General features: G+C 48.8%; 23 protein-coding genes and 2 rRNA genes (1 of these 25 only partly in view). 1 reads left to right on the top strand and 24 read right to left on the bottom strand.

The window, feature by feature from the left end:
• Position 1: 1 nt before the first annotated feature.
• The 13 genes from mfd to metG all read right to left on the bottom strand — a co-directional run bounded on the left by mfd (position 2) and on the right by metG (position 15,028).
• Entirely contained in the window at positions 2-3,517 is a 3,516-nt protein-coding gene (gene mfd / locus AC3IRK_RS00345) for a transcription-repair coupling factor (protein WP_489170239.1), read from the bottom strand.
• Between the two features lie 54 nt (positions 3,518-3,571).
• Positions 3,572-4,129, bottom strand: coding sequence for an aminoacyl-tRNA hydrolase (pth, locus tag AC3IRK_RS00340; protein WP_026831550.1), 558 nt, complete (start codon positions 4,127-4,129; stop codon positions 3,572-3,574).
• A gap of 120 nt (positions 4,130-4,249) precedes the next feature.
• Complete coding sequence (locus AC3IRK_RS00335; RefSeq protein WP_014969100.1) at positions 4,250-5,206, bottom strand: ribose-phosphate diphosphokinase; 957 nt, start codon at positions 5,204-5,206, stop codon at positions 4,250-4,252.
• 64 nt (positions 5,207-5,270) lie between these two features.
• Positions 5,271-6,620 (bottom strand): bifunctional UDP-N-acetylglucosamine diphosphorylase/glucosamine-1-phosphate N-acetyltransferase GlmU, encoded by a 1,350-nt coding sequence (gene glmU / locus AC3IRK_RS00330; protein WP_489170238.1) that lies wholly within the window; start codon positions 6,618-6,620, stop codon positions 5,271-5,273.
• A gap of 167 nt (positions 6,621-6,787) precedes the next feature.
• On the bottom strand, positions 6,788-7,099 hold the full coding sequence (gene spoVG, locus AC3IRK_RS00325) for a septation regulator SpoVG (protein ID WP_131504491.1): 312 nt from the start codon (positions 7,097-7,099) through the stop codon (positions 6,788-6,790).
• 162 nt (positions 7,100-7,261) lie between these two features.
• On the bottom strand, positions 7,262-8,101 hold the full coding sequence (gene purR / locus AC3IRK_RS00320; protein ID WP_114597435.1) for a pur operon repressor: 840 nt from the start codon (positions 8,099-8,101) through the stop codon (positions 7,262-7,264).
• 69 nt (positions 8,102-8,170) lie between these two features.
• Positions 8,171-9,031, bottom strand: coding sequence for a 4-(cytidine 5'-diphospho)-2-C-methyl-D-erythritol kinase (ispE, locus tag AC3IRK_RS00315; RefSeq protein ID WP_114597434.1), 861 nt, complete (start codon positions 9,029-9,031; stop codon positions 8,171-8,173).
• Positions 9,032-9,127: 96 nt separating this feature from the next.
• Positions 9,128-9,367 (bottom strand): Veg family protein, encoded by a 240-nt coding sequence (locus AC3IRK_RS00310; RefSeq protein ID WP_012368950.1) that lies wholly within the window; start codon positions 9,365-9,367, stop codon positions 9,128-9,130.
• A gap of 84 nt (positions 9,368-9,451) precedes the next feature.
• A complete protein-coding gene (gene rsmA / locus AC3IRK_RS00305) occupies positions 9,452-10,330 on the bottom strand; it encodes a 16S rRNA (adenine(1518)-N(6)/adenine(1519)-N(6))-dimethyltransferase RsmA (protein WP_026827000.1) in 879 nt (292 codons plus the stop codon).
• Positions 10,327-10,887, bottom strand: coding sequence for a ribonuclease M5 (rnmV, locus tag AC3IRK_RS00300; protein WP_081776591.1), 561 nt, complete (start codon positions 10,885-10,887; stop codon positions 10,327-10,329). Before rnmV ends, rsmA begins: the two co-directional genes overlap by 4 nt.
• A gap of 66 nt (positions 10,888-10,953) precedes the next feature.
• Positions 10,954-12,249: a 3D domain-containing protein gene (locus AC3IRK_RS00295; protein ID WP_131973695.1), complete on the bottom strand. Its 1,296-nt coding sequence runs from the start codon at positions 12,247-12,249 to the stop codon at positions 10,954-10,956.
• Complete coding sequence (locus AC3IRK_RS00290; protein WP_131504493.1) at positions 12,246-13,013, bottom strand: TatD family hydrolase; 768 nt, start codon at positions 13,011-13,013, stop codon at positions 12,246-12,248. The genes AC3IRK_RS00295 and AC3IRK_RS00290 overlap by 4 nt, the downstream gene beginning before the upstream one ends.
• Before the next feature lie 59 nt (positions 13,014-13,072).
• On the bottom strand, positions 13,073-15,028 hold the full coding sequence (gene metG, locus AC3IRK_RS00285; RefSeq protein ID WP_131504494.1) for a methionine--tRNA ligase: 1,956 nt from the start codon (positions 15,026-15,028) through the stop codon (positions 13,073-13,075).
• A gap of 340 nt (positions 15,029-15,368) precedes the next feature.
• Here metG and abrB point away from each other — a divergent pair, with 340 nt between their 5' ends.
• On the top strand, positions 15,369-15,665 hold the full coding sequence (abrB, locus tag AC3IRK_RS00280; protein WP_014969089.1) for a transition state genes transcriptional regulator AbrB: 297 nt from the start codon (positions 15,369-15,371) through the stop codon (positions 15,663-15,665).
• A 38-nt stretch (positions 15,666-15,703) separates the two neighbouring features.
• On the opposite strand, the gene rsmI is transcribed toward abrB, so the two are convergent.
• The 11 genes from rsmI to AC3IRK_RS00225 form a co-directional block, all read right to left on the bottom strand.
• Positions 15,704-16,558: a 16S rRNA (cytidine(1402)-2'-O)-methyltransferase gene (gene rsmI / locus AC3IRK_RS00275; RefSeq protein WP_489170237.1), complete on the bottom strand. Its 855-nt coding sequence runs from the start codon at positions 16,556-16,558 to the stop codon at positions 15,704-15,706.
• Positions 16,542-16,814: a GIY-YIG nuclease family protein gene (locus AC3IRK_RS00270; protein ID WP_131973698.1), complete on the bottom strand. Its 273-nt coding sequence runs from the start codon at positions 16,812-16,814 to the stop codon at positions 16,542-16,544. Before AC3IRK_RS00270 ends, rsmI begins: the two co-directional genes overlap by 17 nt.
• Positions 16,807-17,544, bottom strand: coding sequence for a tRNA1(Val) (adenine(37)-N6)-methyltransferase (locus AC3IRK_RS00265; RefSeq protein ID WP_131973699.1), 738 nt, complete (start codon positions 17,542-17,544; stop codon positions 16,807-16,809). The genes AC3IRK_RS00270 and AC3IRK_RS00265 overlap by 8 nt, the downstream gene beginning before the upstream one ends.
• Before the next feature lie 49 nt (positions 17,545-17,593).
• Complete coding sequence (gene yabA / locus AC3IRK_RS00260) at positions 17,594-17,956, bottom strand: DNA replication initiation control protein YabA (RefSeq protein ID WP_026827008.1); 363 nt, start codon at positions 17,954-17,956, stop codon at positions 17,594-17,596.
• Positions 17,953-18,783 (bottom strand): PSP1 domain-containing protein, encoded by an 831-nt coding sequence (locus tag AC3IRK_RS00255; protein ID WP_131504498.1) that lies wholly within the window; start codon positions 18,781-18,783, stop codon positions 17,953-17,955. Before AC3IRK_RS00255 ends, yabA begins: the two co-directional genes overlap by 4 nt.
• Positions 18,784-18,789: 6 nt before the next feature.
• A complete protein-coding gene (locus tag AC3IRK_RS00250) occupies positions 18,790-19,782 on the bottom strand; it encodes a DNA polymerase III subunit delta' (RefSeq protein ID WP_131504499.1) in 993 nt (330 codons plus the stop codon).
• Entirely contained in the window at positions 19,782-20,111 is a 330-nt protein-coding gene (locus AC3IRK_RS00245) for a cyclic di-AMP receptor DarA (protein WP_114597425.1), read from the bottom strand. Before AC3IRK_RS00245 ends, AC3IRK_RS00250 begins: the two co-directional genes overlap by 1 nt.
• Entirely contained in the window at positions 20,108-20,746 is a 639-nt protein-coding gene (gene tmk, locus AC3IRK_RS00240) for a dTMP kinase (RefSeq protein ID WP_131973700.1), read from the bottom strand. Before tmk ends, AC3IRK_RS00245 begins: the two co-directional genes overlap by 4 nt.
• Positions 20,743-22,152, bottom strand: coding sequence for an aminotransferase class I/II-fold pyridoxal phosphate-dependent enzyme (locus AC3IRK_RS00235; protein WP_489170235.1), 1,410 nt, complete (start codon positions 22,150-22,152; stop codon positions 20,743-20,745). The genes tmk and AC3IRK_RS00235 overlap by 4 nt, the downstream gene beginning before the upstream one ends.
• Positions 22,153-22,234: 82 nt before the next feature.
• A 5S ribosomal RNA gene (rrf, locus tag AC3IRK_RS00230) occupies positions 22,235-22,350 on the bottom strand.
• 47 nt (positions 22,351-22,397) lie between these two features.
• Positions 22,398-25,011: ribosomal RNA gene (locus tag AC3IRK_RS00225) — 23S ribosomal RNA — on the bottom strand; it runs 302 nt beyond the window's last position.

Genomic DNA, 25,011 nt, shown 5'->3' with positions numbered 1-25,011 from the left:
CTCATTGCAGGATCCGGCGATCAATCTCAGCGAGCAACCGTTCCGCTTGCTCCGTCGTCTGCTGCAACGTTTGTTTGCCGCGATTCAGTGTCAACACCAATTTCCCGTCCTCTTGTCCCATCCCGAGACCACGCCCGATCGGAACCGTCCATTTGACGAAGTCAGCGACATCAAGCGACTGAGTCGTTTGTGCCGAAAGGACGATTTCGATTTTCGGATCCGTCTGTTTGACGCGTTCGATCCGTGCCCGCTCTGCAAAAATCCGCATCCGTGTCAACTGAATCAACCGGGCGACTTCGACCGGGAATTCCCCGAACCGTTCCAACATCTCGGACTCGAGCGACTCGAGACTTTCCGGTGTGTCCACATACTTCAATCGTTTATAGAATTCAATTTTCAATTCGGAGTCGGCCATATAATGGCTTGGGATGTAGGCATCCAGGCTGAACGTAAAGTCCGGTACGAATTTTTGGACTCTCCGTTTTCCTTTCATCCGCTCTTTGCGTTCTTCGACCGCTTCCGACAGCATTTGCGAATACAAATCAAATCCGACGGAATCGATGAAGCCTGATTGTTGCGATCCGAGCAAGTTCCCTGCCCCGCGAATCGATAAGTCGCGCATCGCGATTTTAAAACCACTGCCGAGTTCCGTAAACTCTTTGATCGCCTGCAGACGGCTTTCCGCAACCTCGGTCAACCGTTTTTGCGGACGGTATGTGAAGTAGGAATAGGCGACCCGGCTTGACCGACCGACACGTCCCCGCAGTTGATACAACTGGGAGAGCCCCATTTGATCCGCATCGTTGACAATCAACGTATTGACGTTCGGAATATCGATGCCGGTCTCGATGATCGTCGTACTGACCAAGACGTCGGCGTCCCCTTCAAAGAAGGTAATGAGCTGACTTTCGAGTTCACTTTCCGTCATGCGGCCATGAGCCGTCACGACACGTGCTTCCGGAACGAGTGCCCGGATTTCCTCTGCCTTGCGTTCGATCCCTTCGACCCGGTTGTAGAGGAAAAAGGCTTGTCCGCCGCGACCAAGTTCACGCTCCAACGCTTCCCGCATGACGATTCCGTCATATTCCATCACATACGTTTGAACCGGATAGCGGTTTTCCGGTGGTGTCTCAAGCACCGACAAATCCCGAATACCGATCATCGACATATGCAGTGTCCGTGGAATCGGTGTCGCCGTTAAGGTCAGGACATCGACATTCGTTTTCAGCTGTTTCAGTCGTTCTTTATGCTTCACTCCGAAGCGTTGTTCTTCATCGATGATCAGCAAGCCGATATCGGCAAACTGTACATCTTTGGATAAGACACGGTGTGTGCCGACGACGACATCAACCGTTCCTTCCTTCAATCCTTTTTTCGTCGCTTTTAGCTCTGCCGCCGAGCGGAAACGGCTCATGACGGACACGTTGATCGGCCAGTCGCTGAACCGTTCGAGCATCGTTTCGTAATGCTGTTGCGCAAGGACGGTAGTCGGGACAAGCAAGGCGACTTGTTTGCCGGCCATGACGGCTTTGAAGGCCGCCCGAATCGCGACTTCTGTTTTTCCGTAACCGACATCGCCGCACAACAGGCGGTCCATCGGACGGGAACGTTCCATGTCTTTTTTGATTTCTTCGATCGACCGCAACTGGTCGACCGTCTCTTCGTATGGGAATGAGGCTTCGAATGCCTGCGTGCTGTCATCATCTTCCGGAAAAGCAAATCCGACCGCTGCTTCGCGTGCCGCATACAATTTGATCAGCTCATCCGCGATGTCTTCGACGGATTTCTGGACTTTGGCTTTGACCTTTTTCCATTCCATTCCGCCCAGCTTGTAGATTTTCGGTTCTTTGCCTTCAGCCCCGACATATTTTTGGATCAAATCAATCTGGTCGACCGGGACGTACAACGAGTCCTCTCCGGCATAGATCAGATGCAGGTAATCTTGATGGTTCCCCGCGACATCAATCGTCTTAATCCCGTGGTACCGTCCAATCCCGTGATGAATGTGGACGACATAGTCACCGGTTTTCAATTCCTGATAACTTTTGATCCGTTCGGCATTCGTCAGTTTGGTCGTTTGTTTGCGTCGCCGTGCCGGTTGTTTAAAGACTTCTTCTTCTGTGATGACGACGAGGCGTGCGTTCGTCATCTCGAATCCGCCGTGGATGCCGCCGATCAGAATCGATGGATGCCCGCGGCGAATATCGTCTTCTGTCGTATGCAACGACGCTTCGACCCCATAATCGGATAATGTCTGCCGCATCCGTTCGGCCCGTTCGCGGTTACTCGCTAAAAAGACCATCCACATATCCGCGCGACCGTACCGATCGACCTCTTGCTTCAGACGCTCCATTTGACCATGGAACGGGGCAATCGGTTTGATGCTGAAATGAATGGCGGCACTCTCCGGAACACCGCTCCGGCGTGTCGGGAGTAAGGACAGATACAACAGTTGCCGTTGCTGAAACACCTTCATCATCGGAACGGCTAACGTGTACTCACTGACACTCTGTCCCCGTTCGATCAAGGAAGCCATCCATTCCGCTTCTTCCGTATCCTGGACTTCCGCCGCTTCTTCGATCCGGGCAATTTCATCGACGATCAAGACGGCATCTTTAATGTCGTCAAGTAACGTCGTTTGATAAAGCATTGGTGCGTATTTCGCAAGCTGTTTTGGTCGCTCGCCGCTTTCAAGCACTTCGACATCGTAGGCGATGCCTTCTTCGAGCGCCGCCAAGACTTCCGTACTTTGGACCCGCTCCTTTGTCACGTCATACAACCGGCGCAACTGTTCCCCGGCGGTCCGCAACCCTTCACCGGTCGCAAAATGTTCGGCGGCAGGCGGTACTAACGCTTCCGCGATGACACCAAGCGAACGCTGTGTTTCCGCGTCGAACGTATAGATCGAATCCACTTCTTCATCAAACAAGTCCAACCGATACGGACGTTCCACCGTCAACGGATACAAATCAATGATGCTTCCGCGCACCGCAAATTCGCCCGGCGTCGTGACCGTAGCGGTCCGTTCGTATCCGGCATCAACCAATTCTTGAATAAAATCCGGAATCGACAAGATGTCGCCGGGTTTAATCCGTTTCGTATGCCCTAAAAAGTCGGACGCTGTCGGGACATACCGTCTCAGACCGACGAGCGGAATGATCAGTATTCCGTCATCCGTCGTCAGGAGACGGTGCCTCGTCTCGATGCGTGTCGCCCGGAGTTCCGGGCTCGCGCCGTAAGACAGTTCGGCCGCGAGTGTCTCGTCGACCGGATATAACATCACGTCTTGTTCCGGGACCAATTCAATCAGATCATCGTACAATTTTTGGGATTGGAACATATTGTGCGTCACGATGACGAACCGTTTTTTTGTTTCCTGATAAATACTCGCGACGAACAAAGCTTTCCCGCTGTTCATCAGTCCTGTGATCAGTTGGGCATTAACGCCGTCACGGAACCGTTCCCGGACGGTTTTAATCTCCGGAATACCGAGTAACAGATTTTGTAGTTGTTTCATACTTTCCCTCCTAGGACGACAGCAAAAACGCTTTGGATGTCCAAAGCGTTTTGTTCAGTTATAACGATTCATCAACGCCAAAAACGGCGTATCGATAAAATCGGTTGCGATATGAACCGAATCAGATAACACATGTTGCAACGTCACCTGTTCTGATTTTGCGAACGGCATCAAGACCCAGTCGATGACTTGGATCGGTGCCGGTGGCCGGCCGACGCCTAATTTTAAACGTTTAATGTCTTGTGTACCGAGATGTTGGATCAACGATTTGACTCCGTTATGTCCTCCGGCACTCCCTTTTGAACGCAAACGCATTTTCTCGAGTGGTAAATCCAGATCATCATAGATGACAAGGACGTCTTCGACCGCAATTTTATAAAAATCGAGTAACGGACGGACCGCTTCACCCGACAAGTTCATATACGTCAATGGTTTAACGAGGACCACGCGCTCCCCTTTAATCATTCCCGTTCCGAAGACCGCTTTAAACTTCGACTCGGTTAATTTTATTCCGTGTTCCTTGGCCAGTGCATCGATTGCCAAAAAACCGATATTATGGCGTGTATTGGCGTACTTGGCGCCTGGATTGCCTAAACCGACGATACATTTCATACCGTCACCTCCTCTGCTTTCTCCTGCCGGATCCTTCAATCCGTCAGATGATGGAAAAACAACAACGCACAAGGGTCCGATTTCTAAAAACCGGACCTTGGCGTTCATATCTGTTTGAAATCAGCTGAAGAGCGGGCTGATTGATTTTTGCTCATGGACACGGATGATTGCTTCTGCAAGCAAACGTGCGACAGAGATTTGTTTGATTTTGCTTGCACATTCACGTTTCGTCAAATCAATTGTGTTCAAGACGACGAGTTCTTCAATCGCCGAGTTTTCGATCCGTTCCATCGCAGGACCCGACAGAACCGGGTGTGTACAGCAGGCATACACTTGCTTCGCCCCGTTTTCAATCAAAGCGTTGGCAGCGAGTGTGATCGTTCCTGCTGTATCGATGATGTCATCGATGATGATCGCGATTTTTCCGTCGACTTGGCCAACGATGTTCATGACTTCCGCCACGTTTGGTTTTGGACGACGCTTATCGATGATCGCGATTGGTGCTTTTAATTGTTCCGCTAATTTACGTGCCCGTGTCACACCGCCATGGTCTGGAGAAACGATGACGAGTTCGTTCGGGTCGATGTTCTTCTTCTCGAAGTAAGAAGCAAGCAGGGGAACACCCATTAATTGATCTACTGGAATATCGAAGAAACCTTGGATTTGAGCTGCATGGAGATCCATCGTCACGACGCGTGTCGCACCGGCAACTTCAAGCAAGTTCGCAACAAGCTTCGCTGTGATCGGCTCACGTGAACGTGCTTTACGGTCTTGACGCGCATAGCCGTAATACGGAATAACGACGTTGATCGTCCGTGCGGAAGCTCGTTTTAACGCATCGATCATGATGAGCAACTCCATCAGGTTTTCGTTGACCGGTTGGCTTGTCGATTGAATGATGTAGATATCATCCCCACGGACGCTTTCTTCGATGTTCATTGAAATTTCGCCGTCACTGAAGTGTTTGACTGAACTTTCGCTGACAGGGATTCCGATGACTTTAGCGATTTCCTCTGCCAGTGGTTTGTTCGAGTTAAGTGCGAAAATACGAATTTCATGTTCTAAGACAGTAGACATGGTTAGGTGGCCTCCATTTGTTTGGGTTTAGACGAGTAGAGCGACAGATAATGAACGAATAAAATTAACGGTAATCTGGTTTAGTTGTTTGACGTTCCCGTGCGATGGCAAGACCGTTTTCCGGAACATCATCCGTAACGGTTGATCCTGCTGCGACAAGCGCATTTTTACCGACCGTGACCGGTGCAATCAAATTGACATTACAACCGATGAACGCATCGTCTTCAATGACAGTTTGGAATTTATTTGTTCCATCATAATTCACTGTGATCGATCCGCAACCTAAGTTAACGTTCGTGCCGATTGTTGCATCACCGACGTAACTTAAGTGAGCAGATTTGCTGCCTTCACCAAAAGTGGATTTCTTCACTTCGACGAAGTTACCGATGCGCGTGTTCGCTCCGAGAACTGCCTGTTGGCGTAAGTGCGCAAATGGACCGACTTGTGCAGCTGCTCCAATTTGGCTGTCGGTTACGACTGATTGACGCACCACGGCTTGATCAGCCACTTCACTGTCACGGATATCCGAATTTGGTCCGATGATACATTCTGAGCCAATCGTCGTTTTACCAAGCAATTGTGTTCCCGGGTACAGGACCGTATCCGAACCAATCACGACATCCGGTCCGATATACGTAGACGCCGGATCGATGAACGTAACGCCTTGACGCATCCAATGCTCATTCGTCCGCTTCCGCATTGACGTTTCCGCCTGCGCCAGGGCAACCCGGTCATTGACACCAATCGTTTCTTCAAACGTCGCTGCCGCATAGGCCGCAATCGTTTCACCGTCTGCTTTTGCGATTTCGATGATATCCGGTAAGTAGTACTCACCTTGGACATTATCATTCTTAACTTCTTTTAAAGCCGCGAATAACATCTCATTGTCAAATACGTACGTTCCGGTATTGATTTCTTTAATGAGAAGTTCTTCTGCGTTCGCATCTTTGTGCTCGACGATTTTCGAGACGTTGCCGTCTTCCCCACGAACGATTCGTCCATACCCCGTCGCATCATCCGCATGCGCTGTTAAAACAGTTACTTTCGCGCCTGTTTCTGCATGATGTTGCAAGAGAGATTGTAACGTCTCACTTGTCAAAAGGGGAGTGTCTCCGCAGACGACGAGTGTCGAGCCTTTCTCCTGTCCAAGGACAGGTTCTGCCATTTGAACAGCATGACCCGTGCCAAGCTGCTCGCTTTGAAGTGCATATTCCACCGATGTGCCGAGCACTTCTTTAACAGACTCTGCACCGTGACCGACGATGACGACTTGACGCGTGACACCGAGTGTCGTCAATTGATCAACGACATGTTGTACCATAGGTTTCCCAGCTACTGGGTGAAGTACTTTATATAGCTTTGATTTCATCCGAGTGCCTTTACCCGCTGCTAGAATTACCGCGAAATGATTCATCCTTGTCGCTCCTCCATGTAAATTAGTGTTGATTTCGTTCTGAAATAGTCCACTCGTTCCCACTATAACGAAAATGGCGCAACGAATCAATGACAGGACAGACCGGAAATCAACAAAACACGCAAAAAAAGACAGGTTCTCCCATTGATGGAGACCTGTCAATCGCGTTAGGAAGGATCGGTTGCTTCGAGCGCCGTCAGTTCAAATTCTGACGCCTCACCGTTTTCTTCACGAATCGCGTATGCTTCTAGTACTGAATCTTCGACTTTTTTTCGCATTAATGCATTGATTGGATGGGCGACATCACGAAAGATGCCTTCCTGTGTCCGCTTGCTTGGCATCGCGACGAAAAGACCGCTGTTCCCTTCAATCACGCGTAAATCATGTACCACAAATTCGTGGTCAAGCGTAATCGAAGCCAGTGCTTTCATTCGACCCTCTGCTACGACGCGACGAATCTTGACGTCGGTGACATTCATTTTGTCCGCACCCCTTTTTATAACCGTTGTCACAACTCTTCGTTGTCTACTTCTACTTACGGCTTAAAACATTCAAAGGTTTAGCTTTTGCCAATCATTTCACGCATAATTTCCAAAAGTTTGATAATTACAGTATAGTTACAAAAAAATCGTGTGTCAAATTCAGGTATTTTCTACGTCTGTGAAATACTGGTCGACGTTTCCCCGTTTCACTTGAATCTGTCCAAGATCCACATCAACATCCGAAAGCTTCATCAGACTGACGTACTCACTGACCATCTTCTTCTCGGCACCCTCTGCTTCGATCAACACACCGACACCTGCTACGTTCGCTTCAAACTCACTCAGCAGACTCATCATCCCCCGGATCGTTCCGCCGGCTTTCATGAAATCGTCAATCAGCAGGACGTTCGCACCGCGCGGTAAACTGCGTCTCGCAAGAGCCATCGTCCGGATTGCTTTCGATGAGCCGGAAACATAGTTGATGCTGACGGTCGAACCTTCCGTCACCCGGCTGTCCGAGCGGACGATGACGAACGGTACACCCAACTGTTCGGCGACGGCATAAGCAAGCGGGATTCCTTTTGTCGCAATCGTCATGACGACGTCGACTTTTTTTTGGCTGAAGACAGAAGCAAACACTTGTCCCATCTGTTTCACCATCCGCGGATCTCCGAGCAAGTCCGTCAAATACAAGTAGCCTCCCGGTAACAGACGATCCGGTCGTGCGACACGTTCACATAACTCATCGATAAACGGCAACGCCTTTGCGCTGCTCCATGTAGGGATGAACATGACGCCTCCCGCGGCTCCCGGAACCGTGACGAGTCGTCCTGTTCCTTCATGCTCCAACATTTCGCTGACAATATCTAAATCTTCACTGATCGAAGATTTCGCAGAGCTGTACCGTTCTGCGAAGATCGTCAATGAGACTAGATGATGCGGATGATCCAGCAGGTAACGTGTCATGTCTACCAACCGACCACTTCTCCGAATTTTCATCTAAATCGTTCCACCTCTCCGTAATTCCGAATATTCAATAGTGAATATATCATTTTCATACGGAAACTATCAATGGTTTTCCCCTAAAAGACGAACGACGTAGACTTCATTACAAAATCCTCGTAATCCGTTATAGAGACGTTGAGCCCGGTTTTCATGTTCCGTCAAGGCAAATACAGTCGGACCGCTACCGCTCATCAGGACACCTTCCGCCCCGCAACTCGTCATGAAAGCCTTGATTTGTTCGACCTCCGGATGCATCGGTAACGTCACTGATTCAAGGACATTGCCAAGGGCATCACAAATTGCCGTGAAATCTTGGTTCTTGACCGCATCAATCATCGCTTCGACATCCGGACGTTCCGCTGTTTCTAAATCCAGTGCTCCGTAAACATCGGCTGTTGAGACACCGATCGTCGGTTTCGCCAGTACGACCCAACAAGGTGGAGGGGATACTAGTTTCTCGAGCTTCTCTCCGCGTCCCGTTGCAATCGCGGTTCCGCCCATGACACAAAACGGGACATCCGATCCCACTTCTGCTCCGATTTCCGCCAACTGTTCAAGTGTCAAATCGAGCTTCCACAATTCGTTCAGCCCGCGCAACGTGGCTGCCGCGTCACTCGAGCCGCCCGCAAGACCTGCTGCGACCGGGATTTGTTTTTCTAAGTAGATTTCAACCCCGCTCTTGATGTCGAACCGTTCCTTTAAAACTGCTGCTGCTTTATACGCTAAGTTGCGTTCATCATTCGGCACATATGCATGTTGGGCATTCATCCGAATCTCGCCGGACGCTAGTTCCGTCAACTCGAGACGATCTGCCAAATCCACCGTCGTCATTACCATATGTACATCATGATAACCATCCGGACGTTTCGCCGTCGCATCCAATACTAAATTGATTTTCGCTGGAGCTTTTACAATAATCGTCATCCTGCCGTTCCTCCTCTAGTACGTTTCCTGTACGAATTGTATCAACCTTTGCACAAAAAAAGAAGCGAACATTTCTGTCCGCTTCGGAAGGTAAGTTTACGAATTCGCGAATTCGATTTGTACGGAGTCGGTTAACACGTCGGCGTAGCTATAAGAAACTCGCTCGACATTATGGCGCTCTGCGTCTAGCTTGACTACAAACACCGATGGATACGTCTCAACGAGCGTTCCGATTCGGGTTACGACCTTTTTACGACCGCCGCTTGCTTTTAGCGTCAGTCTTTCACCTACATGTGTTTCAAATACATGTCTGATTTCGTTCAACGTCTTTGGCATACGCTTCACCTCACTAATATTTATTATAGCATATGAACTAAATATTAGAAAGGGGAAATATTATATCCGTTCTTTTGTCTACCGTCAACGTTTTTTAATCGGCAAAAGTGCATCGGCCAGCTGTGCAAATTCCTGCAGGCTGAGCGTCTCGCCACGGCGGCGTGGATCAATACCCGCTTCATGTAAGGCCGCTTCGACCGCCTCTTTTTCCGCTTTACCGAAATGGCTGGATAAGTTATTCAAAATCGTTTTCCGGCGTTGGGCGAAACTGGCACGTGTCACTTCGAAGAAGAGTTTCTCATCCAGCGTCTTGACTGCCGGCTCCTTGCGAATATTTAAACGGATGACTGCTGAATCGACGTTCGGTGCCGGAATGAAGACGTGTTTCGGTACCGTGAAACAGACTTCTGCCTCCGCATAATACTGAATGGCGATCGACAATGAACCGTACGCCTTCGTTCCCGGTTTTGCCCCGATTCGTTCCGCCACTTCTTTTTGAATCATCATGATGAGTGTCCGGAACGGAGTACGGGCTTCTAAAATACGCATAATGATTGGTGTTGTCACGTAGTAAGGAAGGTTCGCCACGACGGCGAGATCCGTAATCCCTTGTTGCGTGAATTCTTCGTCAACGATCGTTTCAAGATCCAGTTCCAGTGCATCCCCATGAATGACTTTCACGTGGGGGTACGGAGCAAGTGAGTCTTCAAGAATCGGTAAGAGCCGTTGATCGATTTCGAGCGCCACAACTTTTTTCGCCTGTTTTGCTGATTGTTCCGTTAATGAGCCGATACCGGGACCAATCTCAAGCACACCGCTTTCCGGTGTCAGATTAGCGGCACCGACGATGTTTCCGAGTACATTTAAATCGATTAAAAAGTTTTGTCCCAAGGACTTTTTAAATGAAAATCCGTGTTTGGCCAAGATTTCCTTCGTCCGGTGCAATGTAGCGATGTCTTTCAATCCTGTTCCTCCTCTATCTGTTTCAAAGCGTCTTCCCATTCCTGTTTCGTGATTCGGATCGACGCGACACGTTTGACGAGTTGTTTGGCATTCGGTTCACCAATGGCAAGCACTTGCCCCAACCGTTTCCGACGTTTCGAGGCTGCCGGTCCCCCGATCAGATCGGCGGCGAGAATCATATCCCGTGTCACTTCGGCATCATGCTGCTCTTCTGTCTCATATACCGCACCAAGTGCCCGTTCGATTGCTTCCGGTGATGCATGTTCGACACCGATTTTCCCGCGTTTATCTTTTGCGTCTGCCCGTGGCAGGTAGGCTTGTTTACATCCCGGTACCCGTTCATTGATCCGTGCCCGAATCCGGTCACCCGGGAAGTCGGGATCGGTAAACACGATGACACCACGGCGTTCAAGCGCTTTGGCAATGCGTTGTAATGTCTGTTCGTTGACGGCCGAACCGTTTGTTTCAATTGTATCGACATCGAATACTTCCTGTAAGCGTGTCGTATCATCGCGTCCTTCAACGACGATGACTTCTTTTAAGCGTTTCCGCATCATATCTTCTCCACCTTTTTCAAACACTTCCGTAATTGTACCTGTTTCCGCAAAAAAAACAAGGAAGCGTCAAGTACCCGCTTCCGTCGTATCGTTCGGGATGACCCAGACTTGGATCGTCTTCCGGCCAAACTGTTTGGCGGTCGACTCCCCTTCAACGAGTACATCGATTTTATTGCCTTTGATGGCACCGCCTGTGTCGAGGGCGATCGCCAGTCCGACCCCTTCGACGTACACCTTGGTTCCGAGCGGAATGACTTTCGGATCAACGGCGATAATCGGCAGTCCTTGATACGTGATCGTATCCGTTACATCATAGCCGGTTGCTGTCAAAGCCCGTCCGTCATACAGCTGGCTGCCATTGGAAGCGGGATTATTCGTATAAGCTGTTGCTTCGACCATCAGCGTTTTCGCTTTGCTAAAATCCAAATCGGCTGCCGCTTTAGGCACTTCTGCTAACGGTACCGTCGCTTTTTCCGTATCAAACGCCGGTGTTGGTGTCGGTGTCGTCACGGCCTCAACCGGTTCGACCGGTTTTGTTCCGACCTTGACGACTTGTTTGACCGGTTCACTCGTAACTTCATTAGCAATCAGTTTCTTTTCCTTGCTTAAACCGTCCGCGAGGGTCAATTGATATTTTTGTGTCCGGATGCCCGGCCGGCCGGATTTCGTCACCAACTGTTCACCCGCCGGCAACGTGTCGTCTTCGATGGTCTCGACTTCAAATGGTAACAGCTGTTGTTCCGTCAGCACGGCACGACGCGTCGTATTGACCGTGACCAGCATATCCTTTGCGACGACTGTCTCTAGACCAGGCATGACCTTATCTTCCGTCTGGAGCTTAACCCCCTGCATCGACAGCAGTTCCCGCACCGTCGTTTGGTACGTATAGACTTCGCGGGCTTTTCCTTCGACAATCAGCTCGACCGGGAATGCCTCCCGGTACCGGACGGTCATTCCGCTTGTCAAAACGGCTTCTTTTGAAGGATACACGTCATCTGTCTCTAACATTTGACTGATTCCCTGTTCTTTTAACAGATCGTCGACGCGGCGGGCTTGCGTCCGGATCGTCCGCGCTTCACCATACCCCATGATTAGTGTAATTTCTTTGGCCGGTTGAATGACGATCAAATCGTTTTTCGGAAGATCAGCACTCAGTGCCGGTTCGATGACATCTTGTGGTCGAACTGAAATACCGGCTTCCTGCAAGACACCGAAAACGGATGTCTCAAGCGTCTCGACTTTTGTTTGTCGACCATCCACCATGATCGTGACATCACGCGGATGGTCCATCATTACATAAAGCAGGCTCGCAACCAACAATAGGGTACAGCCGATTGTCATATACGTAATCGATCGAATCATGGAAGGCGGAAGACGCGTTTCGCGTTCTCAGTCGTCGCCTGTTCGACATCAGCGTACATCATCCCGCGCAACTGTGCGATTTCTTCCGCAACGAATCGGACATACGCCGGTTCATTTCGTTTTCCGCGATATGGCGTTGGTGTCAGATACGGACAGTCGGTCTCGACCAATAACCGGTCAAGCGGCACTTCTTGTGCGACGCGTTTAGGCATCTTCGCATTTTTGAACGTCACCGGTCCTCCGAGGGAAATGTAGAAATTCATTGCCAGGCAACGTGGTAACAGTTCTGCACTCATGCTATAGCTGTGTAAAATGCCACCGACTTCTTTTGCGTTTTCTTCTTCCAAGATGCGGAGCGTATCTTCTGTCGCCTCCCGGTTATGGATGACGATCGGTTTATTTTTTTGTTTCGCCAAGCGAATCTGCTTTCGAAACGCTGCGTCCTGAATATCCTTCGGAGAAGTATCCCAGTGGTAATCCAGTCCGATTTCTCCAAGGGCAACGACTTTCGGATGGTCCATTAAACGTTCCACCTTTTCATAGGCAGCATCGTCGAAATCAATCGAATCGACCGGATGCCATCCGATGACGGCGTAGAGATCATCATACTGTTCAACGAGTTCCATTGCCCGGTCAATCGTCTTATGATCAAAACCAACGACGATCATCGGAGATACACCGTTTGCGCGTGCCCGCTCAATCGTCTCATCGACATCTCCGTCAAACTGATCCGAGTTTAAATGTGTGTGTGTGTCAATCAACATACTATTCGACTCCTTCTTTCAAAAAAATGCCTGTGACATCGAGTCCACAGGCATCTGGATTATTTTACGCTTGCCCCGTTCGCCATCGTTGATGGTACGGTAGCTAATTCAAGTTTACCTGATTTCTCGGCAGCGAGCACCATTCCTTGCGACAATTCTCCCCGTAATGTGACCGGTTTTAAATTGGCGACGACGATGACTTTCCGACCGACTAAATCTTCCGGCTCATACCATTCAGCGATTCCTGAAACGATTTGTCGTGTTTCTTTCCCCATGTCGACCGTCAGCTTCAGCAATTTTTTTGCTTTTTTGATTTTTTCAGCTGTAACGACTTCTCCGACGCGTAACTCGATTTGGTCAAACACATCAATCGTCGTTTCCGGACGAACATCCGTGTCTGCCTCTTCGACTTCCGTCTCTTCTTCGACGCGCGCAGCAGAAGCTTGTTTCATCATCTCAACGATGGCTTCGACCTCTTCTTTCATATCGCGACGCGGGAAGATTGGTTCTGCCGTACCGACCTTCGTCCCCTCTTCAACAGTTGCGAACTGTTCAAGTGCTGTCCAGTCCATCGGTTGTCCTTCAAGACCGAGTTGACGGAAGATTTCTTTTGGCGAACGTGTCATAAACGGTTGTAACATGATTGCGACGTGGCGCAACGCACCAACCAGGTGGACCATCGATGAAGCGAGTTCTTTTGTTTTCGTTTCATCTTTTGCGAGTACCCACGGTTGTGTCTCATCGATGTATTTATTGGCACGGCTGATCAATTGCCAAATGTGCGATAAAGCAACCGAGAACTCCATGTGTTCCATCGAAGCTTCGACCTTCTCGACCGTTTCTTTGGCCAGTGTCGACAACGTTTCGTCAAACGGTGTCACGTTTCCGGCATACGTCGGAATGACGCCGTCGAAATACTTCGTGATCATCGCAATCGTCCGGTTGAGTAAGTTCCCCAGGTCATTCGCTAAATCAAAGTTCATCCGTTCGACGAATGCTTCCGGTGTGAACATCCCGTCTGAACCGAACGGTACTTCCCGAAGCAGGTAATAACGTAACGCATCGAGTCCGTACCGATCAATCATCGGAACCGGATCAACGACATTTCCTTTTGATTTCGACATCTTGCCGTCTTTCATCAACAACCAACCATGTGCAAACACTTGTTTTGGAAGTGGTAAGTCGAGTGCCATCAAGAGAGCAGGCCAGACGATTGTGTGGAAACGAACGATTTCTTTTCCGACGAGGTGGACATCAGCCGGCCAGTACTTATCAAAGTTTCCTTGGTCGTCTGTTCCGTATCCAAGTGACGAGATGTAGTTCGTTAACGCATCAACCCATACGTACACGACGTGTTTCGGATTGGACGGGACTTTGACACCCCAATCGAATGTCGTCCGGGAAACAGCAAGATCTTGTAAACCCGGTTTGATGAAGTTATTAATCATCTCATGTTTCCGTGATTCCGGTAAAATGAACGATGGATTTGCTTCATAATACTCTACTAAACGATCCGCATATTGACTGATTCGGAAGAAGTAACACTCTTCCCGGACGAGTTCGACCGGATGACCGCTGTCCGGACTTTTACCGTCGACGAGCTGTGATTCCGTATAATACGTCTCATCCGGAACAGAATACCAGCCTTCGTATTCTCCAAGATAAATATCACCTTTTTCGAGTAATGTCTCGAAAACGCGTTCAACGACTTCTTTATGACGTGGTTCTGTCGTCCGGATATAATCATCATAGGAAATATCAAGACGGTCCCATAAGACTTTGATTTGTTCAACGACACCATCGACGAACTCCTGCTCGGAAACGCCGGCTTCCTTCGCTTTTTCTTGAATTTTTTGTCCGTGCTCATCCGTTCCGGTTAAGTAACGGACATCAAATCCCTGAAGTCGTTTGTAACGCGCCATCGCGTCCCCTGCGACTGTCGTATAGGCGTGACCGATATGTAGCTTAGCGCTAGGATAGTAAATCGGTGTAGTGATATAAAATGTTTTTGCCATGATATTCCTCCGTTCTGTATTTCATTTCATTATTATACGCTGTTCTGCCGTCTGTGTCGAAACTCGTTTTTTGTCGAATCCAAACATTTTTTGACATCAGACATCGAATACCAAAAAAACACACTAAATAGTTTGATTTCCTTTAAAAAGGGAAAATCTATTAGTAAATCGTTTCATTTGTGGCTTTTTTGAGAAAAAAATGACATTTTGATTTCAAGCTATTCAGATTGGTTGACTACTTTTGGAAAGTTTAGTATTCTACATTCTATAGAAGTGATGTCGAATTTTGACGATTTTCCAAAAATAAAGAGAACCTAGACATCAGAGGAGGAACAACAAAATGAAATCAACAGGTATTGTACGTAAAGTAGATGAACTCGGACGGGTCGTTATTCCAATCGAACTTCGTCGTACTCTTCAAATTGCAGAGAAGGATGCTCTTGAGATTTATGTCGACAACGAGCAAATCATCCTTAAAAAATACAAACCAAACATGACTTGCCAAGTAACAGGCGAAGTATCAGACGATAACTTCAAATTAGCAGATGGTAAATTGATTCTCTCTCCAGATGGCGCACAACGTGTCCTCGTTGAGTTAAAAGATTTCCTCGACCGTCATTACGCTGGAAACGAATAAGTAAAAAGAAGCGATTCCAAATGGAGTCGCTTCTTTTTTTAGGATTCATGATAACGCAAATACAATTCCTGACGATCGAGTCCCCGTTCCTTCGCCACACGTTTTAAGGCAGCATTCGGCTTTTCACCTTGTTCGATATACCGCTCAATTTGTTGCAACGGATCCGCTTCCTGTTCCTCTTCCGCCGGCCGCTCCTCCGTCGAACCTTCGACGATGACAACGAACTCTCCCCGGACTTCTTCTCCGGCCCATTCAAGAGCTTCTGTCACAGAACCCCGTATATACTCTTCATACCGTTTTGTCAGTTCGCGGGCTAACGTCAGTTGACGATCCCCAAGTACATCCCGTAAGGCGCCTAACATCTCTTTAAGGCGATGCGGTGCTTCGTAGAAGATGAGGCTGCCTCTTTCATAACGGACGGTCTCAAGCGCCTCACGACGCTCTTTTTTCTTACGCGGTAAAAAACCATAGTATAAAAATCGTTCTGTCGCAAGACCTGAGGCGACGAGTGCCGTTAACGCGGCATTAGCTCCCGGTAAGACGACGACCGGAATGTCCTCGGCAATCGCTTCCCGAATCAAATCACCGCCCGGATCTGAGATTCCCGGCATCCCGGCATCCGATACCAGAGCAACCTGTTTTCCCGCATGCAGGTCGCCCAACAGCCGTGCCCCGCTGACCTGTTTGTTATGTTCATGATAGCTGACGAGTTTCGTGTCGATTTTAAAATGATTAAATAATTTCATCGTTTGCCGTGTATCCTCAGCCGCGACGAGATCGGACTCTTGTAAGATACGAACCGCGCGATAAGTCATGTCTTCGAGATTACCGATTGGTGTCGGTACGATGTACAAACCGGTTGTTTGTCCTTTAAAACTACTGGTTGCTTTCATGAGATGACCTCCCTCCTTGAATAAGTCGTTCTTTTTTAAGACGTGTCAATTGTTTAATGGCATACTCACGCTTTAAGGCTTCCGACTTTGTCGAAAATGTTTCTGTATATTCGAGTACGACCGGCAACCGGGCCCGGGTATACTTTGCACCTTGTCCATTGTTGTGTATCGCAATCCGCTTTTCGACATCAACTGCATATCCTGTGTAGAGACTGCCGTCCCGGCAACGGACGATGTAGATGGCATGTTCAGACATCAAACTGAGTCCGCATCTGCAATGTGTACGTATCGTCCGGTTCGTATACGATGAAGGGAGGCAATACTTTCAGACCCGGTTTGGCATCTTTGATCCCTTCAATCAACAGCATGTTGGCTTCTTTTCCTTCTTTTGGGTAAACGAGTTGCATCCGCTTCGGTTCAAGCCGGTACTGACGCATCAAGGTGACGATATCGAGAAGACGCTCCGGTCGATGGACGAATGCTGTTTTTCCGCCTTGTTTCAAAAGATCTGCCGCTGACCGGATACAATCTTCAAGTGTACATAATACTTCATGCCGGGCGATTGTATAATGTTCACTTATGTTCCGGTTCGATGACTCATTTGCCAGGAAGTAAGGGGGATTACACGTGACGGCATCATACAGACCATACCCCAGTCGTTTCCCGGCTTCCTTGACGTCACCTTCGATCATCTGCAGTTGGTCCTGTTTTTCATTCAGTTGAATACTGCGCTCGGCCATATCGACAAGACGGGGTTGAATTTCAAGCCCTGTGATCATCCCTTTCGTCCGATAAGACAAAAATAATGGAATCGCTCCATTACCGGCACATAAATCGACCAACTTCCCTTGTTGGATCGGTACCCAGGCGAACTGCGCCAGTAAGGCGGCATCCAAGGAGTAGGAAAATACGGTGGGGCTTTGAATGATTCGTCCTTCTTTTCCAAGCAGATGATCCAGTCGCTCATCTGATAATAGTTCAGGCATATCGTTCTTCCTTTCTGAAAAAAAGACTGACTCCTAGGAAGTCAGCCTCTCAATGTTTCGTTAACATGGACAAGCAGAACAGACAATCTCCGTCTTTACGGACTTGACCATAATGCAGGTTACAAATATGGAATCCTTCTTGATATAGTCGTCCTAGATTATCATAGCCAGCACCTGTACCGGCTTCCGCCTGCGCTTCTTCTGTAATCGGTTGTTGCTCATCGCGCTCTACCTTCTCACGGAGGTGATGATTCTCAAGATACAGATGTTGATTCTCCTCCATCATGTAAGCAAGCTGATCTTTCAAAACGCTCAGATGCTCAGTCAGCAAGTGAATCTGTTGCTCGATCGCATCAACACGCGTAATGATTTCTTTTTTATCGACTCTCTCCACGCGTATGCACCCCGTCATTCTTTTGGTCGTTTTTGTTTTACGGCACCGACAGACAGTAGTTCCTCCATCGAGTATGTCAGAACCCGCGAACGGTCTTTCAACTCAATTTGGACGATTTGATCGAGAATGTTCAGACCCACCACGCGTCCTTCACCTTCCGGAACAGTCAATCGTTTTCCGTAATCCGGTAAATCCCGTCGCATTTCTTCGTATGTGTCATTTTCATATTTTAAACAACACATCAAACGACCGCAGACACCAGAAATCTTCGTCGGATTCAAGGACAGATTTTGATCTTTCGCCATCTTGATTGAGACCGGTTCAAATTCACCTAAAAACGAAGAGCAACAAAGAACACGACCACACGGACCGATTCCCCCGAGTAACTTCGCTTCATCACGAACACCGATTTGTCGTAACTCAATGCGTGTCCGGAAAACAGCTGCCAAATCTTTGACGAGTTCCCGGAAATCGACACGACCTTCTGCCGTGAAGTAGAAAATGACTTTATTGCGATCAAATGTATATTCGACATCGACTAATTTCATATCGAGTTTGTGCTCACGAATTTTTTCCACACAAACAGCATGCGCATCAAGCGCTGCCATTTTATTTTCACGGACGATCATCGCATCTTTATCATCTGCGACCCGAAGAATGGATTTTAGTGGCAAGACCACATCTTCTTCGTCCATTTGTTTATCGGCAATGACCACTTCGCCATATTCAATGCCCCGTACTGTCTCAACGATGACGGACTGTCCTCGTGATAATGACTCTTGTCCAGGTGCAAAATAATAAATTTTGCCCGCTTCTTTAAAGCGAACGCCTACTACTTCTAGCATATCGCTCTACCCCTTCTGTAAGTCAAACATGAGACGCTCAACTGTTAATTGAGGATTAACATTTGCTTCGATCCGCTTAACGGCTGCGAGTACTGCCTGCAACCACCGCGTGATCGTCGTCTGACTTTTTCCACCCATTTGTTCCAGTAATGGCCGGCTGTTTGCATATGTGATCGTTTCCCATGACGGATTCAATTTGAGATGAAGAACATCTTCAAAGAAACAGGTCACGAGTTCCAGACCAATTCGTGCATCTTGCCGATTTTTAAATTGACTCATCCATTTTTCCTGGACAAACAACGGTAAATCCGCCGGACGATTCGCTAATTCCTCCATCAATTGTACCACTGACACTCGCGCATTTACAAACCAGTCTTCGACTAATGCCTGTTCCGCATCCTCTATTTTCGGATAGACCCGGGCAGCCAGTTGCGTTAATTCGTTATCCCGTCCCGTTTTTTCGGATAAGACTTGTCCGATTAACAAACGATCTGCCGGACGAAAACTTAATAATTGCCCCCGTGAACGAATCGTCGGCAACAATAACTGCGGCTGATTCGTAATTAAAATCGCTACTTTTCCGGCACCCGGCTCTTCAAAGAACTTCAACAGACTGTTGGCTGCCTGGGGTGTCATTTTATGCGACTGTGTCACGACATAGATTTGCCGGTCGCCTTCAAGACCCCGTAACGATAGATCATGCATCAACTGCTGAATCTGTTCTTTCTTAATGGTGGCTCCGTCCGGTTCGATTTGATAGTAGTCGACCAGGTTGCCGCTATCCATACGGCGGCAACTCCGGCAAGTTTGACATGGTTCAATTTGATTACGCCGTTCGCAAAACAGGCTCTTGGCGAACAACTGAGCCGCCTCTAAAAGAAGCGGCTCATAGTCCCCCGTAAAGATATAAGCGTGGTTAATACGATTCGTCTGTAACGAGTTACGCAAAATCGTCGCGATGACCGATTGAGTTTGTTCTAGTTCATGAAATGTCTGCATTAGAATTGATAAAACCCTTCGATTGGTAAGACGAATACTGTCGCCCCGCCTACCTGTACTTCGACTGGGTATGGGATGTATGAATCGGCATGACCGCCCATCGGTGAAATAGGTGAGACCATTTGTTCCCGGCTCGAACAATTCTTTTTAATCAAACGCATTAAATCATCCAATCGTTCGCTTTGGACACCAATCATGAACGTCGTATTTCCTTCTTTGAGAAAACCGCCTGTCGTCGCAAGTTTCGTTGCCCGAAAATCGTGTTCGACCAATGCTTCTGCTAAACGTAGGCTATCTTTATCTTGAACAATCGTAATGACCATTTTCATGATAATCTCTCCCTTTTTTTTAAATACGCCAGAGCATCCTGACATAATGTCGTTTGTAATGCTTCAATCGATTGAGTTGCATCAACCAGCTGAATTCGTTCTGGTTCCTGTTCCGCTAACGTCAGGAACCCTCCATACACCCGTTGGCGGAATGCGTCATCACGTTGTTCGATTCGATCCAGTGTCCCACGGTCCATCATCCGTTGCTTTGAATCTGCGACTGACAAGTTGAACAGATACGTGCGATCCGGTGTGAGATGGTTGGTGGCCTGTTGATTAATGGAACGAACCTGTTCAATCGAATATCCGAGTCCATATCCTTGATACGCAATCGATGCATCGATGAATCGATCGCATAAAACGACTTTTCCGGCAGCAAGAGCGGGGCGAATCAGTTCATTGACATGTTGTGCCCGAGACGCCGCATACAGGAGAATTTCCGTCATCTCATCCATCTCTTGAAAGTCGGGATTTAAGATCAGTGATCGAATCTCATTTCCGATTCGTGTACCACCGGGCTCACGTGTCATCACGATATCATATCCTTCAGCCGTTAAACGATCTGCAAGTAACTGCAACTGGGTCGTTTTCCCGGCACCATCTGGTCCTTCGACCGTAATAAATGTTCCTGTCATTCTATAATTCCTTCCTGTATCACACGCAATTTCCCCTGTTGGAGAAACTCACCGCCTTGCAGATGAATCGATGTGTTTGTATAGTATTCAATCATTTTAATATGTTCTGCTATAATCCGTTCTCCCCGCAATAGTAAAGGTATACCAGGTGGATAGGGGATGATGGTTTCAAGTGAAACCAATCCGACTGCTTTTTCAAAAGTCTGCTCGACTGCCTGGGCGTATTCCAATTGGTCAAGTGGATAAGCCAGGGACGATACCTTTATTTTACCCATAATCGGTTGTTCCATATACCTTTTATCTGGAATTCCTTCTGCTTTCAGGAACTCGACGGTTAATTGGATCTGATGGATCCAGGCATCCCGTTCAAATGGTTCGATGATTCGTAGCGGTAAAATGCACACGACGTGTGCTCCCAGAGCAAATTCAGCATCAAGTCCTTGATCTGCTAGTGCCTCCAACAACTGACTTCCGGAATACGGTTCACAGGAAAGCACCATCCGTGACCAATCATCAAACGTAAATGCCGTCATACCTGTCCGTTGGTTGATTTGCTGATGAAGGAATTCGTGACTAGTCCGAACAGATTTCATGTATGAAACCGTCCAACGTTCGCGATAATCACGGGCAAAGTCCAGTGAAGCCATCAACAGATAAGACGGACTAGATGTTTGAAATGCCTGAAGGGCCCGCATCAATCGTCTTCGTTCATCCTCCGTAAATCGTTCATGAATCCACGCCCCCATTGTCAGAGCAGGTAATGTCTTATGTGCTGATTGAACCACGGCGGTTGCACCAAGTTCAAATGCCGAACGGACACCAAACGCTTCACCGAAATGAGCGCCATGGGCTTCATCAATCAGTAACGGTATATTGGATGATTTTGTGATCCGAACCAACTCTTCGATTCGAGCAGTTTCACCATAATAAGTCGGTGATGTTAAAAATACGGCTGTACCTCCAGGAAAAACAGTTAAGGACTCCTTTAATGTTTCACGTGAAACATTCCCACTGATACCCGTTACCGGATCCCTTTCTGGTTCGAGTAAAATTGGTGATAAGCCCAACCATTCCATCGCATTAAAGACCGATTTATGTGAATTACGCTGAACATATATCCGGTCTCCCCTTTGTGAGACAGCAGCCAACATCGCCCAATTCCCGACCGTCGATCCGTTGATCAAAAAATGACTATCTGATGCCCCATAAATTCGGCGCAATAAAAGCTTGGCTTCATAAATGGCTTCTTCCGGATGATGAAAATCATCCAGACCACGCAACTCCGTTTTATCCCATTCAAAAAAAGAAGGTAATCCCTCAACTAATGTTCCATTCTTATGCCCCGGAACATGCCAGGAAGTAGCTTTTCTCTCTACATGAGCACCAAGTGCTTCAATAATTGGCATACGACCTTCCATATTTTACAGTCCTTTCTTAATCCAAACTACAAAAAGACCGACCTGCAAAATGCAGATCGGTCCTTCACTTGCCTGGCAACGTCCTATCCTCACAGGGGGAAGCCCCCAACTACTTTCGGCGTTCAAGTGCTTAACTTCCGTGTTCGGCATGGGAACGGGTGTGACCACTTGGCTATCGTCACCAGACGACGGGCTCGCGCCCTCAAAACTGAAGTCATCAACAATGCATCTGCTAGAACAAGGCCTCGACCGATTAGTATCACTCAGCTCCGCATGTCGCCATGCTTCCACCCGTGACCTATCTACCTCATCGTCTCTGAGGGGTCTTTCTTGATTACTCAAAGGGAAATCTCATCTTGGAGGGGGCTTCATGCTTAGATGCTTTCAGCATTTATCCCGTCCGCACGTAGCTACCCAGCGATGCTCCTGGCGGAACAACTGGTACACCAGCGGTGCGTCCATCCCGGTCCTCTCGTACTAAGGACAGCTCTCCTCAAATTTCCTGCGCCCACGACGGATAGGGACCGAACTGTCTCACGACGTTCTGAACCCAGCTCGCGTACCGCTTTAATGGGCGAACAGCCCAACCCTTGGGACCTACTCCAGCCCCAGGATGCGATGAGCCGACATCGAGGTGCCAAACCTCCCCGTCGATGTGGACTCTTGGGGGAGATCAGCCTGTTATCCCCAGGGTAGCTTTTATCCGTTGAGCGATGGCCCTTCCATGCGGAACCACCGGATCACTAAGCCCGACTTTCGTCCCTGCTCGACTTGTAGGTCTCGCAGTCAAGCTCCCTTCTGCCTTTGCGCTCTACGAATGATTTCCAACCATTCTGAGGGAACCTTTGGGCGCCTCCGTTACTGTTTAGGAGGCGACCGCCCCAGTCAAACTACCCGCCTGACACGGTCCTCCAGCCGGATGACGGCTGCGAGTTAGAGACTCTATGCATGAAGGGCGGTATCCCAAGGGTGACTCCTCCGAAGCTGGCGCTCCGGTCTCGACGTCTCCCGCCTATCCTGTACATCATGCACAAAGCCTCAATATCAGGCTGTAGTAAAGCTCCATGGGGTCTTTCCGTCCTGTCGCGGGTAACCTGCATCTTCACAGGTACTATGATTTCACCGGGTCTCTCGTTGAGACAGTGCCCAAATCGTTACGCCTTTCGTGCGGGTCGGAACTTACCCGACAAGGAATTTCGCTACCTTAGGACCGTTATAGTTACGGCCGCCGTTTACTGGGGCTTCGGTTCAAAGCTTCGCTTGCGCTAACCCATCCCCTTAACCTTCCAGCACCGGGCAGGCGTCAGCCCCTATACGTCATCTTGCGATTTAGCAGAGACCTGTGTTTTTGCTAAACAGTCGTTTGGGCCTATTCACTGCGGCTCTACTCAATGTAGAGCGTCCCTTCTCCCGAAGTTACGGGACCATTTTGCCGAGTTCCTTAACGAGAGTTATCCCGCGCGTCTTAGAATTCTCATCCCGCCTACCTGTGTCGGTTTACGGTACTGGCACCTTCCACCTCACTAGAGGCTTTTCTTGGCAGTGTGAAATCGTGACCTTCGTCCCTACGGGACTCCGCATCGTTCCTCGACTTTGATGCCTGACGGATTTGCCAATCAGACGGTCTCGAAACTTACACATGCACTTCCATCCGCATGCGTCACTATCCTCCTGCGTCCCCCCATTGTTCAAACGGTGGATCGGTGGTACAGGAATATCAACCTGTTATCCATCGCCTACGCCTTTCGGCCTCGGCTTAGGTCCAGACTAACCCTGAGCGGACGAGCCTTCCTCAGGAAACCTTGGGCTTTCGACGGAGGGGATTCTCACCCCTCTTTTCGCTACTCACACCGGCATTCTCACTTCCAAACGCTCCACTGCTCCTTACGGTACAGCTTCACAGCGGTTTGGAACGCTCCCCTACCATTCCTTACGGAATCCGCAGCTTCGGTGGTATGTTTAGCCCCGTTACATTTTCGGCGCGGCGCCACTCGACTAGTGAGCTATTACGCACTCTTTGAATGGTGGCTGCTTCTAAGCCAACATCCTAGCTGTCTAGGCAGCGCCACATCCTTTTCCACTTAACATACACTTTGGGACCTTAGCTGGCGGTCTGGGCTGTTTCCCTCTTGACTACGGATCTTATCACTCGCAGTCTGACTCCCGAGTATAAGTTGCCGGCATTCGGAGTTTAACTGAATTCGGTAACCCTGTGGGGGCCCCTAGTCCAATCAGTGCTCTACCTCCGGAACTCTCAACCTCGAGGCTAGCCCTAAAGCTATTTCGGGGAGAACCAGCTATCTCCAGGTTCGATTGGCATTTCACCGCTACCCACACCTCATCCCCGCACTTTTCAACGTGCGTGGGTTCGGACCTCCAGTCAGTGTTACCTGACCTTCATCCTGGACATGGGTAGATCACCTGGTTTCGGGTCTACGACAACGCACTATGGCGCCCTATTCAGACTCGCTTTCGCTACGGCTCCGCCTCATCAGCTTAACCTCGCGCGCTATCGTAACTCGCCGGTTCATTCTACAAAAGGCACGCCATCACCCATTAACGGGCTCTGACTACTTGTAGGCATACGGTTTCAGGATCTATTTCACTCCCCTTCCGGGGTGCTTTTCACCTTTCCCTCACGGTACTGGTTCACTATCGGTCACTAGGGAGTATTTAGCCTTGGGAGATGGTCCTCCCGGATTCCGACGGGGTTTCACGTGTCCCGCCGTACTCAGGATCCACTCTGGAGGGAAAACAGTTTCAGCTACAGGGCTGTCACCTTCTTCGGCCGGCCTTTCCAGGTCGTTCGCCTACTGTCTTCCTTTTTGACTCCGTATAGAGTGTCCT

This window comes from Exiguobacterium sp. GL_137, from assembly GCF_057834585.1.
The sequence above is the reverse complement of the archived record's forward strand: the minus strand, read 5'-3'. Positions and strand labels throughout refer to the sequence as shown.